At 63.9% G+C, this 13,136-nt stretch carries 13 protein-coding genes; 5 read left to right on the forward strand and 8 right to left on the reverse strand.

What is annotated here, in order from left to right:
* Window positions 1–79: 79 nt before the first annotated feature.
* The 7 genes from VCJ09_RS05810 to VCJ09_RS05840 form a co-directional block, all read right to left on the reverse strand.
* On the reverse strand, window positions 80–1,552 hold the full coding sequence (locus tag VCJ09_RS05810) for a sensor histidine kinase (protein WP_324733511.1): 1,473 nt from the start codon (window positions 1,550–1,552) through the stop codon (window positions 80–82).
* On the reverse strand, window positions 1,552–2,211 hold the full coding sequence (locus VCJ09_RS05815) for a response regulator transcription factor (protein ID WP_324733512.1): 660 nt from the start codon (window positions 2,209–2,211) through the stop codon (window positions 1,552–1,554). Before VCJ09_RS05815 ends, VCJ09_RS05810 begins: the two co-directional genes overlap by 1 nt.
* 79 nt (window positions 2,212–2,290) lie before the next feature.
* On the reverse strand, window positions 2,291–2,941 hold the full coding sequence (locus VCJ09_RS05820; protein WP_324733513.1) for a tetratricopeptide repeat protein: 651 nt from the start codon (window positions 2,939–2,941) through the stop codon (window positions 2,291–2,293).
* A 12-nt stretch (window positions 2,942–2,953) separates the two neighbouring features.
* On the reverse strand, window positions 2,954–3,745 hold the full coding sequence (locus VCJ09_RS05825) for an SDR family oxidoreductase (protein ID WP_324733514.1): 792 nt from the start codon (window positions 3,743–3,745) through the stop codon (window positions 2,954–2,956).
* A 9-nt stretch (window positions 3,746–3,754) separates the two neighbouring features.
* Window positions 3,755–4,408, reverse strand: a complete 654-nt coding sequence (locus VCJ09_RS05830) for a TenA family transcriptional regulator (RefSeq protein ID WP_324733515.1) — start codon at window positions 4,406–4,408, stop codon at window positions 3,755–3,757.
* The gene (locus VCJ09_RS05835; protein ID WP_324733516.1) at window positions 4,408–5,880 is read right to left on the reverse strand and encodes an AMP-binding protein; all 1,473 of its coding nucleotides are present in this window, start codon (window positions 5,878–5,880) and stop codon (window positions 4,408–4,410) included. The genes VCJ09_RS05830 and VCJ09_RS05835 overlap by 1 nt, the downstream gene beginning before the upstream one ends.
* Window positions 5,864–6,553 (reverse strand): thermostable hemolysin, encoded by a 690-nt coding sequence (locus tag VCJ09_RS05840; RefSeq protein WP_324733517.1) that lies wholly within the window; start codon window positions 6,551–6,553, stop codon window positions 5,864–5,866. The genes VCJ09_RS05835 and VCJ09_RS05840 overlap by 17 nt, the downstream gene beginning before the upstream one ends.
* Before the next feature lie 379 nt (window positions 6,554–6,932).
* On the opposite strand from VCJ09_RS05840, the gene VCJ09_RS05845 reads away from it, so the two are divergent.
* Together VCJ09_RS05845 and VCJ09_RS05850 are read left to right on the forward strand one after the other, a co-directional pair.
* Window positions 6,933–7,883 (forward strand): class I SAM-dependent methyltransferase, encoded by a 951-nt coding sequence (locus VCJ09_RS05845; protein WP_324733518.1) that lies wholly within the window; start codon window positions 6,933–6,935, stop codon window positions 7,881–7,883.
* Window positions 7,884–8,011: 128 nt separating this feature from the next.
* Window positions 8,012–8,413: a hypothetical protein gene (locus VCJ09_RS05850; protein WP_324733519.1), complete on the forward strand. Its 402-nt coding sequence runs from the start codon at window positions 8,012–8,014 to the stop codon at window positions 8,411–8,413.
* A 69-nt stretch (window positions 8,414–8,482) separates the two neighbouring features.
* Here VCJ09_RS05850 and VCJ09_RS05855 read toward each other — a convergent pair whose 3' ends face one another.
* Window positions 8,483–10,006, reverse strand: a complete 1,524-nt coding sequence (locus tag VCJ09_RS05855; RefSeq protein ID WP_079200998.1) for a fumarate hydratase — start codon at window positions 10,004–10,006, stop codon at window positions 8,483–8,485.
* Between the two features lie 239 nt (window positions 10,007–10,245).
* Here VCJ09_RS05855 and VCJ09_RS05860 point away from each other — a divergent pair, with 239 nt between their 5' ends.
* From VCJ09_RS05860 to VCJ09_RS05870, 3 genes are read left to right on the forward strand one after another with little or no spacing between them, the layout of a single operon-like run.
* On the forward strand, window positions 10,246–11,373 hold the full coding sequence (locus tag VCJ09_RS05860; RefSeq protein ID WP_324733520.1) for a GGDEF domain-containing protein: 1,128 nt from the start codon (window positions 10,246–10,248) through the stop codon (window positions 11,371–11,373).
* The gene (locus VCJ09_RS05865) at window positions 11,366–12,307 is read left to right on the forward strand and encodes an iron-sulfur-binding ferredoxin reductase (RefSeq protein WP_324733521.1); all 942 of its coding nucleotides are present in this window, start codon (window positions 11,366–11,368) and stop codon (window positions 12,305–12,307) included. The genes VCJ09_RS05860 and VCJ09_RS05865 overlap by 8 nt, the downstream gene beginning before the upstream one ends.
* Window positions 12,308–12,341: 34 nt before the next feature.
* Complete coding sequence (locus tag VCJ09_RS05870) at window positions 12,342–13,115, forward strand: enoyl-CoA hydratase (protein ID WP_324733522.1); 774 nt, start codon at window positions 12,342–12,344, stop codon at window positions 13,113–13,115.
* The last annotated feature ends 21 nt before the right edge of the window (window positions 13,116–13,136 follow it).

A 13,136-nucleotide genomic window follows, 5' to 3' on the forward strand; every position in this document is an offset into this window, starting at 1 on the left:
CTAAGAGACTGCAGGCGAAACGGCAGACTGCGCAAGCTGTCACTGCCTAGGGCCGGCAGGGCACGCGCTTATGTCTTCTTTAGCTGCCCCGGCCATCCCTCGGCAGGCGCACGCAGACTTCCAGGCCGCCCAATGGCGATTCATCGAGGCTGATACTGCCACGGTGCAGTTCGACCACGCGCAGCACGATCGACAGGCCGAGTCCTGCCCCTTGGCCGCTGCCCTGGCGGTAGAAGCGTTCGAAGAGTTTTTCCCGCAGGGCCGCTTCGACGCCGGGGCCGCTGTCTTGGATGCGCAGCAGTACGGCATCGGCTTGCGCGTGCAGTTGCACCTGGATGCGCCCGCCGGGTGGGGTGTATTGCACGGCGTTGCCGACCAGATTTTGCAGCAGGGTGCCCAGGCTCGGACCGTCGGCGAGTAGCTGGTAGTCGCCGCTTTCGTCGGCGTCGAGGTTGAGGTCCTGCTGGCGGTCGAGGGCCAGGGGGATGAGTTCGGCCAGTTCGTTGCGGACGAAGCCGAGCAGGTCGAGGTTGACCATCGCCAGTTGCACCACGTTGGGGTCGAGGCGGGCCAGGGTCAGCAACTGGGTGATGACCCGGGTGGCGCGTTCGACGCCGCCACCGAGCTGACGCAGTGCGTCGTTGCGGTCGGCCGGGTCGGGGGCTTGCAGGGCGTTTTGCGCATGGATGCGCAGCACCGCCAGCGGCGTGCGCAGTTCGTGGGCGGCGTCGGCGATGAAGCGTTTTTCCTGGTTGAGCAGTTGCTTGACCTGCATCAGCAGGCGGTTGAGTGCGGCGCCCATGGGTTCCAGCTCGGCAGGCAACGGCGACAGCAGCAGGGGCGCCAGGTTGTCCGGGGCGCGGGCCTTGATCAGCTCGGCCATGCGCTGCAGTGGACGCAGCCCCCAACCTACGGCCAGCCATACCAGCAGGGCGAGCAGGGGCAGGCCGACCAGGTCGGGCAGCAGGCTGCGCAGGGCGACTTTACCCACCAGTTCGCCGCGCACGTCTTCTCGCTCACCCACCAGAATCCAGTGGCCATCGAGTCGGTCGCGCAGGATGAACAGGCGCCAGTGATAGTCTCCCAGGGTGACCGTGTGGTAGCCGGCCAGCTGCTCGGTGATGTGGGCCAGGAGCTCGTCGGTTGCCAGTGCGGGAGGGGAATTGTCCGTTTGCTCCAGGTCTTCGACCATTTTCTCCAGTACGCCGTTCGGGGCGCTGGCCGACTGCAGGAGTATCTGGCCCCGTTCATCGAGCACCTGGAAGGCCAGTTTGCCCTCATAGGGGTGGCCGCTGGCGGCGTCGTCACTGCCGTCTTCATGTTGCGCCAGGATGGCCTGGTTCAGCGCACGTTGCAGGTTCTGGCGCGCGCTCGGGGGCATGTCGCGGCTGACCATGCCTTGCAGCAGGCGGGCGGTCTGCGCCAACTGGGCATCGAACAGCTCTTCGATCTCATGCTGGGCATCGCGGTAGCTTTTGTAGGAGATCAGGGTCATCGACAGGCTGAGCAAGCCGAGAACCAGCAGCAGGGTACGGGCGCGGATCGACAGCATCAGGCTTTATCCACCAGATAGCCGACTCCGCGTACGGTGCGGATCAGCTCGGGAAAGAACTTCTTGCGCAGGTGATGCACGTGCACTTCCAGGGCGTTGCTTTCCAGCTCCTCTTCCCAGCCGTAGAGCGCTTGTTGCAGCTTGTCGCGGGTCAGTACGCGACCGGGTTGGGCGAGCAGTTCGTGGAGCAGGAGAAATTCCTTGCGCGGCAGATTGACCGCTTGCCCTTGAAAACTCACGGCCTGGCTGACCGGGTCGAGGCTGATGCCGCGGTACTCCAGGGCCGGCTGCGGGCGGTTGAAACTGCGCCGCAGCAGGGCACGCAAACGCGCCTTGAGTTCGGCGACATCGAAGGGTTTGACCAGGTAATCGTCGGCACCGGCATCCAGCCCGGCGATGCGGTCGGCGGTCGAGTCGCGCGCGGTGAGCACCAGCACCGGCACCGGGTTGGCGGCGGCGCGTAGGTGCTTGAGCACCTGCAGGCCATCCATGCGCGGCAGACCGAGATCGAGGATCGCCAATTCGAAGCTTTCATGGGTCAGGGCATGCAGGGCGCTGCTGCCGTCCTGTACCCAGTCGACGGTGTAGCCCTCGGGCTTGAGGGCGGTGCGAATGCCTTCACCGAGAGCGCTATCGTCTTCGACCAGCAGAATGCGCATGGGGGGTTCCTTGTCGAGGGGTCGCCATGCGCTTGGAGGCGGCTGGCGATATGTCGCCATTCAACTCCGCTCGGCGGAGTTATTCCAGTTTCTTGGCGATTTCAGCGAGCAGATGACGCGCCTCGGCGCGGCGACCGGCATCGGCACTGGCGCGGCCGGGGCGGTCGGACGCCTGCAGGGATTTTTCCAGGACGAGCTTGGCTGCGGCGTAGCGTTTGTTGCGCTGCAGGAAGTCGCCGTAGAAGTAGTTGGGGTCGATGCCGTCTGGGTTGAGCGTCAGGGCCTGCTTGAGCATGGCTTCGGCTTTTTCGTCGTCGCCGAAGCCGATCGGCCAGCCCGGCACTTGATAGTAGAGGCTGCCGAGGCTGGTGTAGGCGGAGCCGGCCAGCGCCTGAGGATCGGCGGCCAGGGCTTGTTCGAGGCTGGCCTTGGCCTGCTTGACCAGGCCCAGCGCGCCCAGCCCGCCTTTGGCGCCGGCTTGGGTGCTGAGGATGATGCCGCGCCAGATCAGCAGTTCGGCGGCCTCGGGCTCGGCCTTCAGCGCTTGCTGCGCCTGCTCGGCGAGTGTGGCGAAGGCCGCTTCGCGTTGTTTTTCCGGCAGTTGGTAATTGATCTCGGCCCAGCGGCTTTGCAGGGCTTGCAGTTGCTGCTGGCCTTGTTCGCTGAGGGCGAAGGCGGGCAGGCTGCCCAGGCAGAGCAGGGTGCAGACGAGGGTGCGGGCAAACGTCATGGTGGAGCTCCTTCAGGGCTTTGAGCGGGCGCAGCGTTGAATGATCGGCAATTGCTTGCGCAGTGCCTGGTCGACCAGGCGTGGCAACAGGCTGTTAAGACGCACGAAGAGTTTTTCCGGCCAGCCCAGGTAGCTTTCCTGGTGTTCACGGCGGATGGCTTCGACCAGTTGCGCGGCGACGCTGAGTGGATCGTCCATGGTGACGTTGAGCGCGTCGTTCATTGCCACCATGTTGGCCGCGTTCATGCCGGTGCGGGTGGCGCGTGGGGCGAAGTAGAGGACCTTGACCTGGGTGTCGGCCAGCTCGCGGCGCAGCGCTTCGGAAAAACCGCGCAGGGCGAACTTGCTCGCGCAGTAGACGCTGAAACCCGGATAACCGATGGCGCCCAGGGTCGAGCCGAGGTTGACCAGCAGCGCCCGACTTTGCTGGCGCAACAGCGGTAGCAGGCGATGGGTCAGCTGCAGGGTGGCGGTGACGTTGGTGCCGATCAGTTCGGCAATGTCCGTCTCGTCATGCTCGTCGAGCAGGCTGAAGCAATTGACCCCGGCGGCGTTGATCAGGGTATTGATCCCGCCGAAGCGCTGGGCCGCGGCCACCACGGTGTCACGCCCGGCGCGTTCACTGATATCGGCTTTGACCACTACCATCTGGCCTGGGTAGCGCTGCGCCAGGCTCTGCATCTGCCCCAGTCGGCGGCCCACCAGCAGCAGGTGGGCCCCTTCGGCCAGCAAGGCGGCGACCAGCGCCTGGCCGATGCCGCCGCTGGCACCGGTAATCACGGCGCGGCATTCAGAAAGTTTCATGGGTTTTCCTCAGGCGCTAAGCGGCAGGCTACGAAATATGTCGCCATACAGGCGGTAGACCACCTTGGCGGTGTGCACCACGGCGGCCTGGTCGTCGGCGTTGTCCAGGCGGTCCATCAGCCTTTTCAGTAATTCGATGTGTTCCAGATCCAAGCTGCCGTGGGAACTCAGGTAGCTGAAGGCTTGGGCTGGCAGTTGCAGCTTGTCCTGAATGACTCCAGCGACTTGGGTGGCCAAGGCGATGCTGGTGCCTTCGAGCACGGTGACCATGCCGAAGAAGCTCACCGGGTTATGCCGGGCAATGCGGTCATAGACGAAGCTGACCATCAGCTCGGTGGCCAGCTTGGGCACGCTGCCGCGCACCACATCGGGGTTGCCGCCGCAGGCGCGGATGTCGTTGAGTACCCATTCCTGGTGGCCGTATTCCTCCTCGATGTACTCGGCGATCGCCTCGCGCAGCCACTCCAGGCGTTCCGGCAGGCGCGCGCCACAGGCCATCAGCAGCGGCACGGTGTGCTTGACGTGGTGGTAAGCCTCGCGGAGGAAGGCCACATAGCTGTCGAGGCTGACCGTGCCGGCCATGGCTTGCTGAATGATCGGCGCGCTCAGCAGGTATTCGCGTTCGCTGCGGGTTTGCTCGAGCAGGGACTCATAGAATTTCATCAGGCGTCTCCGTAGCTGGATTGATCGGCCATCAGCTGTTCGATGGCGCATTGGTAATGTTGGCAAAGGGCGGCGCGGCGCAGGCGGCCATTACTGGTGGCCAGCTCGTTGCTCGCGTTGAAGGGCTGCTCGGCGCGCAGCCAGTGGTGCACGCGGGCGTAATCGGGGAGCTGCTGGTTGACCTGCTCGACCGCCGCGGCGAGTTGCTGGTCGCTGGTGTTGGGCAAGCGTGGCACCAGCACCGCGACATTCGCCGGCAGCGCTTCGCCATGCAGCCAGGCCTGGGCGATCGGCAGCTGCTGGGCCAGCTCGGCCTCGACCCATTCCGGGTTGACGTTGCGGCCGAAGGCGGTGATGAACTGGTGCTTCTTGCGCCCGTGCAGGACCAGGAAACCCTCCTCGAAGTGACCGAGGTCGCCAGTGCCGAGCCATTCGCCCTGAGTTGCCGGCTCGCCCAGGTAACCGAGCAGGCGCGGGCCTTTGACCAGGACTTCCTGATCGGCGCCGAGACGGATCTCGAGGTGCTCGAGTGGCTTGCCGACGCTGCCGATACGGCGCTGTATCGGGGTATTCAGGCAAACCACCGAGGCGCATTCGGACAGGCCATAGCCTTCGAACACCGGCAGACCCAGGGCGTCGGCGCGTTCGAGCAGTTGCGGCGCCACCCGGCCGCCGCCCACTGCAATGAAGCGCAACGAGTCGGGCAGCGGCAGACCGCGTTCTGCGGCGCTGACCAGGGCCAGGAGCAACTGCGGCAGGAGGATCAGGCTATTTGGTTGCACGCGGTTCAGCGCGCCGAGAAAACACGGCAGGTCGAACTGGCTGGCGCCGAGCAGACCGACCTCGGCCATCGGCAGTAACTCGACGCAAGCACCGCTCAGCAGCGGTGCGTAGACCCCGGCGATGTTCTCCAGCAGGGTGGCCAGTGGCAGCACGCACAGGTGGCGTTCGACCTGGCAGGCGGCGCTGGCCTTGACCAGGCTACGGGCGACTTGCAGCTGGGTGTGGGCATCCAGACAGACGCCTTTCGGCTGGCCGGTGGTGCCCGAGGTGTAGGTGATCTTGCAGGTGCCTGCGGGCAGTTCGACGGTCGAGGGTTGCGGGCGCAGCAGCAGACCGGCGTCTGTAGCCGTGAAGCCCAGGTCGCGATACGCGGGACTGTCCTGACCGAGCAGGCAGTCGACCCCGGCGCTGTCCAGCACATGACGCTGCTGGTCGGTGGAGAAGAAGCCGGGCAGCGGCACGCAGACCAGGCCAGCCTGGAGCGCGGCCAGATCCCACAGCAACCAATCGATGCCATTATCCAGGGCCAGGGCGACGCGTTGGACGCCAAGCTGCGTCAGGTGCGCACTGCGGCGCGACACTTCGTCAAGCAACTGACGGTAGTTCAATTGCCGCGCGCCTTCGCGCAGGGCAATACGCTCGGCGTGCAAGGCCAATTGGTCGAACAGGCTGTCAGCTGCAGGCCACATTGGGCATACCCTCCAGGGCATAAAAGGCTTGGTGGCCCAGGCGCGGATAGACGCCGAGGTGCAGCAGGCGTTGATGGCCGGCGTAGATGTCGCCGGCCATCACCTGCGGTAGGGAGTCGTAGTAGCTGCCCCAATCTGCCAGCTCGGTGCCCATGCAGTCCGGGTTGGCTGGCCCCAGCGGCAAGGGCGTCAGGCCCAGGCGCTGGAAGCTGTTGAGCAGGCCCGGCGTACCGGTGAACGTCACCCAGCGAAAGCCCATGGCCACCAGCAGGTCGGTCAGGGCGACTATCAGCAGGCGTGCAGCGCCGGGGTTGTTGGCGGCCAGGTTGCCGACTTCGACAATCTGCTGGCGGCTGGGTGGGTTATGTTGCTGATGGGCTGCGATCACGCCTTCGATCGGTTGGCTCAGGTAGCGTTCGAGAAACAGTGGAGCATTCGCGCCACCGCGCAGACCGACCGCGCCGAGCAACTGGCCGTCGACATCCTTCAGGCCGAACAGGCAAGGCATGAAGTGACTCACCCTAGCGCCATGCTGCAGCGCGAAGCGCTCGTGGATAAAGGCTTCCAGCTCCGCCCGGCGTGGGCTGGCGGCGTGCGCCAGGAACAGGCTCAGCGGTTGATCGCGGCCGATTCGAGCCAACGCATTGTCGTATTGCACCCAAGGCAGCTCCATGAACGGAACCTCATCTGTTGGCTTGGGTACGAGTGTCGGCTGTGAGTCTTAACGCAGACTTAAGCGATCGGTAATTGGCTGGGTCAGGCTGTGTTTCCCGGATTACCAAGGCGCTTATCTGGGCTACGCGCGGCGTTGCAGGGCCGACCCTGACGCGATGTTTGTGCAGCCGACCATGCCTGCTATCGCCCTGGACCGGGTGACCCCCACGGATGTGGCAAATGCGGCAAGCCCGGCGAGAGCGGGCGCGGCTCCCTGCAGCTGTCTGCGCTGCCGGTGATGGGGCGTCGAGTTTGTCAGCTGATCAGCTGAGTAATTTCCGGGGCCTAACCGCTATTGCGTTTAAAATGCGCCGCAACGACAAGGTGATAAGAACCCCATGAATTCAGATGCTATCGCTACCCTGCAGCAGCAGTTGCTCGCCGGGCTAAGCCCCGTTCCCGCCGAAACCAGGCGCCTGTTCCATGGCCGGGGGCGCTGCTGGCCGGGGCTTGAGCATGTTACGGTCGACTGGTTGCAGGGTGTGCTGCTGGTGTCGCTGTTCCGCGAGCCGGAGGAAGCGCAGCTGGCCGCGCTGAAACACATGCTCATGACGCTGACCCGCTCGCCGGCCTGGCTGGACAGTCAGGCGCACAGCCTGTTGCTGCAGCACCGCTATTTGCCGGACAGCGCAACACAGTGGCTGCTCGGCGAGGTTTGCGATGAATGGCTGATCAGCGAACATGGCCTGCGTTTCAAGCTGGATTTTGGCAAGAAGCAGAACACCGGCCTGTTTCTCGACATGCGCTACGGCCGCCGCTGGGTGCAAACCCAGGCCCAAGGCAAGCGGGTCCTCAATTTGTTCGCCTACACCTGTGGCTTTTCGCTGGCCGCGATTGCCGGTGGCGCCGAGCATGTAGTCAACCTGGACATGGCCAGGGCGGCCCTGAGCCGCGGGCGAGACAATCATCGGCTGAATGGGCATGACCTGAGCAAGGTCAGTTTCCTCGGTCACGACCTGTTCAAATCCTGGGGCAAGGTGAAAAAATGTGGCCCCTATGATCTGGTCATCATCGATCCGCCGTCATTCCAGAAGGGCAGCTTTGTCCTGACCCAGGATTATCGAAAAGTCCTGCGCCGCCTGCCCGAGTTGCTCAGCGAGCACGGCGTGGTGCTGGCCTGCATCAATGATCCGGACATCGGCCCCGACTTTTTGCTCGAGAGCATGGCCCTTGAAGCGCCGAGTCTGAGCTTTGTCCAGCGCCTGGAAAACCCGCCGGAGTTTGCCGATATTCAATCTGACAGCGGCTTGAAAGCCCTGGTCTTTACCCGCCACACTGAGCGTCTGTGAAGACGGCTCAGCAACGGCGACCATTTCCAGGTGCCCACTGCTGCATGGCGCGTTTCGCCGATGGTGCTGGCTATTTTCACAACTTCTTATGCCTCCTGTAGGCTGCAATCCTGATAAAGGAGATCCACGTGCCCCAGATCGACCCCCAGCAACGCCTGGCCATTCTCAGCAACCCGGACGCCCAGGACTGCACCGTCTACCGCCCGGATGACGATGATCCCGATGCCGAAGAGCTGGACCTTGGCGATGCCAAGATTTTGTTTAGTGGCGCGTTCCAGGCGCCTGCCGAATGGGATGAACTCGAGCGTGCCGACTACTTCGGCGATGCCGAGCCCGATACGTTCGTCAGCGCCTATATCGAGTGCGAGGCCAAGCCCGGTTCGGCTGATTTCTTCGTGGCTGACGTTGGCGATTATGTGGCGACCATGCCGGGGCTGGGGGAGGTCGTGATGTTCTATGTGCACGACTACAGCGACGACGAGCAAGGCCGGCAATACACCCTCATTCGTGACGATGAACCGCTGGACTGACTCGGTCGCTTACCCATGAAAACGACAAACCCGGCACCAGGCCGGGTTTGTCGTTGATGCGCGGCGGGGTTACTTGATTTCCACCGCCAGGCTTTCGGCGATCTTCTTGTTCCAGATCGCTGGGCCGGTGATGTGCACCGACTCGCCTTTGGTATCGACCGCAACGGTCACCGGCATGTCCTTGACCTCGAACTCGTAGATGGCTTCCATGCCCATTTCGGCGAAAGCCAGCACCTTGGATTTCTTGATCGCTTGCGACACCAGGTAAGCGGCGCCGCCGACGGCCATCAGGTATACGGCCTTGTTGTCCTTGATCGCCTCGATGGCAATCGGGCCGCGTTCGGACTTGCCGATCATGCCGAGCAGGCCGGTGCTTTCGAGGATCTGCCGGGTGAACTTGTCCATCCGCGTGGCGGTAGTCGGGCCGGCTGGGCCAACCACTTCGTCACCGACTGGATCGACCGGGCCGACGTAATAGATGAAGCGACCCTTGAGGTCGACCGGCAGCTGTTCACCCTTGTTGAGCATTTCGACCATGCGCTTGTGCGCGGCGTCGCGGCCGGTGAGCATCTTGCCGTTAAGCAGTACGGTTTCGCCCGGCTTCCAGCTCTGCACGTCTTGCGGGGTGATGCTGTCGAGGTCGACGCGGCGCGCACTCGGGCCAGCTTCCCAGACGATTTCCGGGTAGGCGTCCAGCGGCGGCGGCGTCAGTTCGGCCGGGCCAGTGCCATCGAGCACAAAGTGGGCGTGACGGGTGGCGGCGCAGTTGGGGATCATGCACACCGGCAGGGAGGCGGCGTGGGTCGGGTAGTCCATGATCTTGACGTCGAGCACGGTGGTCAGGCCGCCCAGGCCCTGGGCACCGATGCCCAGCTGATTGACCTTGTCGAACAGTTCCAGGCGCAGCTCTTCGACCCGGTTGGACGGGCCGCGGGCTTTCAGCTCATGGATGTCGATGGACTCCATCAACACTTCCTTGGCCATCACCGCGGCCTTCTCGGCGGTGCCGCCGATGCCGATGCCGAGCATGCCCGGTGGGCACCAGCCGGCGCCCATTTCCGGCACGGTCTTGAGCACCCAGTCGACGATCGAGTCGGACGGGTTGAGCATGGCCATCTTCGACTTGTTCTCGGAGCCGCCGCCCTTGGCTGCAACGTCCACGTCGACCTTGTCGCCGGGGACGATGGAGTAGTGGATCACCGCCGGGGTGTTGTCCTTGGTGTTCTTGCGCGCACCGGCCGGGTCGGCCAGGATCGAGGCGCGCAGGACGTTTTCCGGCAGGTTGTAGGCGCGACGTACGCCTTCGTTGATCATGTCGTCGACGCTCATGGTCGCGCCGTCCCAGCGCACGTCCATGCCCACACGGACGAATACGGTGACGATACCGGTGTCCTGGCAGATCGGTCGATGACCGGTGGCACACATGCGCGAGTTGATCAGGATCTGCGCCATGGCGTCGCGCGCGGCCGGGGACTCTTCCTTGAGGTAGGCCTCATGCATGGCCTGGATGAAATCCACGGGATGGTAATAGGAGATGAACTGCAGGGCGTCGGCGACGCTCTGGATCAGGTCGTCTTGCTTGATCACGGTCATGCTTGGCGCTCCTTTTTATAAAGGTAGGAGTAGGGCAAAACTACGGCGACGGCGAACCACGAGTCGACGCGCGGGTGCAGTAAAAAAGGCGCGGCAGTATAACGCGCAGGCTGCTGAGCGGACAGTCGCCGATGGTCGACCTTGGTCGCTGATCGGCCCCTGAACGTGCTAGGCATTTAATGAGTACGGGCGTAGAGTAGCGGCTGAATGCCAGTATGGGATGGAGCCCATAAGCCCTCATGAGCCTAAGCCATCAGCGGGTCACTCAGCGTACTCTGCAACGCCTGCTGCTGAAACGCTTCGGCATGGCGGTGGTGACTTACGCCCTCACGGCGCTACTGTGCTGGATCGCGGTATTCAACGATCTGTTTCGTGCCTCCATAGCGACTACGCTGCTCCTCACTGGGTTGGCAATACTCACTCAGTCGACCTTCCTCGGCCTGTTTCTCTCCGGGCAGAATCTGCGTTTTCGTGACCCCAGCCTGACCGAAGCGCAGGTGCTGGTGGCTCTGGCCTGGCTGACGGTTTTGTTGGGCATGTTTGCCAATGGGCGCGGCGCCTTGCTGGTGTTCTACGTGCTGATCCTGTTGTTCGGCGTGTTCCAGTTGCCACCAAAAGTGTTTGCGCGTTGCGCGGTCATCGCTTTTTTCGGCTTCGCCGGACTCAACCTATACGAGGCTTATCGGTACCCGTTGGCCGATCCCGGTCAGGCCATCTTGCAGGTCTGCGTGCTGGGCGGCGTGATGCTCTGGATGAGCCTGTTTGCCAGCTATGTGCAGGCTATGCGGCAGCGCATGCGCCAGCGTCGCTTCGCCTTGCAGGCACACCGGGACACCTTGCGCGGAATGATGCGCCAGCTCGAAGACCTGGCCGCGACGGATGAGCTGACCGGCCTGTTCAACCGCCGCCATTTCCTGCGCTTTGCCAAAGGTGAGCTGAAAAACCTGCGCGCCGACAGTCAGCACGGCCTGGCGCTGATCGATCTGGATCACTTCAAGCGGGTCAACGATGTCCACGGTCACGCCGCGGGTGATCGTGTGCTGCAGACCTTCGCCACCGTGGCGCAAGCCTGTCTGCGCGATGGCGATATTATCGCGCGCTACGGCGGCGAGGAATTCGTGCTGTTGCTGCCCAATACCCAGCCCGATCGGTTCACCGCCTGTTGCGAGCGCTTGCGCGAGGCCTTCAATCAGGCTGAACCCTTGGGCATTAAGGTGGATACTCTGAGCTTGTCCATCGGAATGACCTTACTGACCATGCACGATGACCTGGATGAGGCGCTGCAACGTGCCGATCAGGCGCTCTACCGGGCCAAACGCAACGGACGTAACCGGTGTGCGGCGGCCTGGGAGGATATCGATGCCTGAACTCCGGGTGGGCGAGCAGCGGCTGACCGTTGCGCCTGCCAGCAACCTGCTCGATGCCCTGCTGCAGGGCGGTGTTGAGGTGCCTTACAGTTGCCGTTCGGGCAGTTGCCATGCCTGCCTGGTGCGTTGCCTGCGCGGTGAACCGCTGGATGCCAAGCCCGAGGCGCTCGACCAACAGCGTCGTGAGCAGGGCTGGCGCCTGGCCTGCCAGTGTCGGATCGTCGACGACTTGCAGGTCGAAGTGTTCGATCCCGTGCGCGATGGCCGGCCTGCGCATATCGATGCCTGTGACTGGCTGAGCCCCGATGTGTTGCGCTTGCGCCTGACGCCTCAACAACCGCTGCGTTACCGAGCCGGTCAGCATCTGGTGCTCTGGACCGACACGGGGATTGCCCGACCTTATTCGTTGGCCAGCCTGCCTGGCGAAGACTCCTGGCTGGAGTTCCATCTGGACTGTCGTCATAGCGGCGCGTTCAGCGATGCGGCGCGGGCATTCAAGCCGGGCGATACCTTGCGCCTCGGTGAGCTGCGCGGTGGCGCCTTGCACTACGACCCCGATTGGCAGATGCGCTCACTCTGGCTGCTGGCGGCCGGCACCGGGCTGGCACCGCTCTACGGGGTGCTGCGCGAAGCACTGCGCCAGGATCACCAGGGCCGCATCCGGGTCATTCATCTGGCCCATGATCGCACCGGGCATTACCTGGCCGAGCCCCTGACGCAGCTGGCGGCGCAGTATCCGCAGTTGCAGGTCGAGCTGCTCAGCGCGGCCGAGATGTCAGCGGCTTTGGCCGAACTGCGCCTTGCTTCCCGGCAAACCCTCGCCTTACTCTGCGGCCACCCCGACAGTGTCGAAGCCTTTACCCGGCGCCTGTATTTGGCAGGTATGCCGCGTAATCAGATATTTGCCGACCTGTTCTTGCCGCACGCCCGATAACCGCCACTGCGGTGTCAGCCCCGGAGTTTGAGTGATGAGTGAGCACCTGCTGGTTGAGCGCGAGGAAGGTCTGTTGACCCTGCGCCTGAACCGTTTGCACAAGAAAAACGCCCTGACCCGGGCGATGTACAGCGGCATGGCCGAGGTGCTCAAGCAGGCCGATCAGGACAGCAGCGTACGCGCCGTGCTGATCACCGGCGGCGAGACGTGCTTCACCAGTGGCAACGATGTGGCCGATTTCATCCAGGCGCCACCGTCCGGGCTGGGAAGTGACGTGTTCCAGTTCATGCAGGTCCTGTTCGAGTTCAGCAAGCCGGTGGTAGCGGCGGTCAGCGGCCCGGCGGTGGGCATCGGCACCACCCTGCTGTTGCATTGCGATCTGGTCTACGTCAGCCGTGAGGCGACCCTGAAGATGCCCTTCGTCAACCTGGGCCTGTGCCCCGAATTCGGCTCCAGCCTGATTCTGCCGCGCCTGCTCGGCCATGTGCGGGCGGCCGAGTTGCTGCTGCTTGGGCAAAGCTTCACCGGCGAGCAAGCGGCTGCCTGGGGCATCGCCAACCAGGCGCTGGAGGGCGGCGCCGCGACCTTGGCCAAGGCCCGCGAGATGGCCCTGCGCTTCCAGCAACTGCCGCCCTCGGCAGTGACCGATAGCAAGCGCTTGATGCGCGCGCCTGGGCGTGAGGAGTTGCGCCGGGTGATCGAGGAAGAGGGCGCGCTGTTCGGTCAGCGCCTGCGCTCGCCGGAAGCTATCGAGGCGCTGACGGCCTTCATGCAGCGGCGTCCGGCGGACTTCTCCAAACTCGGCTAAACGCCGACTCCTGGAGTGCGC

Source organism: Pseudomonas paeninsulae, assembly GCF_035621475.1.
Classification (GTDB): domain Bacteria; phylum Pseudomonadota; class Gammaproteobacteria; order Pseudomonadales; family Pseudomonadaceae; genus Aquipseudomonas; species Aquipseudomonas paeninsulae.

What these genes read in the sequence shown, in the direction of transcription:
- VCJ09_RS05815 (WP_324733512.1), bottom strand. Translation starts at nt 2,211, where the DNA reads ATGCGCATTCTGCTGGTCGAAGACGATAGCGCTCTCGGTGAAGGCATT.
- VCJ09_RS05870 (WP_324733522.1), top strand. Translation starts at nt 12,342, where the DNA reads ATGAGTGAGCACCTGCTGGTTGAGCGCGAGGAAGGTCTGTTGACCCTG.
- VCJ09_RS05840 (WP_324733517.1), bottom strand. Translation starts at nt 6,553, where the DNA reads ATGGAGCTGCCTTGGGTGCAATACGACAATGCGTTGGCTCGAATCGGC.
- VCJ09_RS05855 (WP_079200998.1), bottom strand. Translation starts at nt 10,006, where the DNA reads ATGACCGTGATCAAGCAAGACGACCTGATCCAGAGCGTCGCCGACGCC.
- VCJ09_RS05860 (WP_324733520.1), top strand. Translation starts at nt 10,246, where the DNA reads ATGAGCCTAAGCCATCAGCGGGTCACTCAGCGTACTCTGCAACGCCTG.
- VCJ09_RS05835 (WP_324733516.1), bottom strand. Translation starts at nt 5,880, where the DNA reads ATGTGGCCTGCAGCTGACAGCCTGTTCGACCAATTGGCCTTGCACGCC.
- VCJ09_RS05810 (WP_324733511.1), bottom strand. Translation starts at nt 1,552, where the DNA reads ATGCTGTCGATCCGCGCCCGTACCCTGCTGCTGGTTCTCGGCTTGCTC.
- VCJ09_RS05830 (WP_324733515.1), bottom strand. Translation starts at nt 4,408, where the DNA reads ATGAAATTCTATGAGTCCCTGCTCGAGCAAACCCGCAGCGAACGCGAA.
- VCJ09_RS05820 (WP_324733513.1), bottom strand. Translation starts at nt 2,941, where the DNA reads ATGACGTTTGCCCGCACCCTCGTCTGCACCCTGCTCTGCCTGGGCAGC.
- VCJ09_RS05865 (WP_324733521.1), top strand. Translation starts at nt 11,366, where the DNA reads ATGCCTGAACTCCGGGTGGGCGAGCAGCGGCTGACCGTTGCGCCTGCC.
- VCJ09_RS05845 (WP_324733518.1), top strand. Translation starts at nt 6,933, where the DNA reads ATGAATTCAGATGCTATCGCTACCCTGCAGCAGCAGTTGCTCGCCGGG.
- VCJ09_RS05825 (WP_324733514.1), bottom strand. Translation starts at nt 3,745, where the DNA reads ATGAAACTTTCTGAATGCCGCGCCGTGATTACCGGTGCCAGCGGCGGC.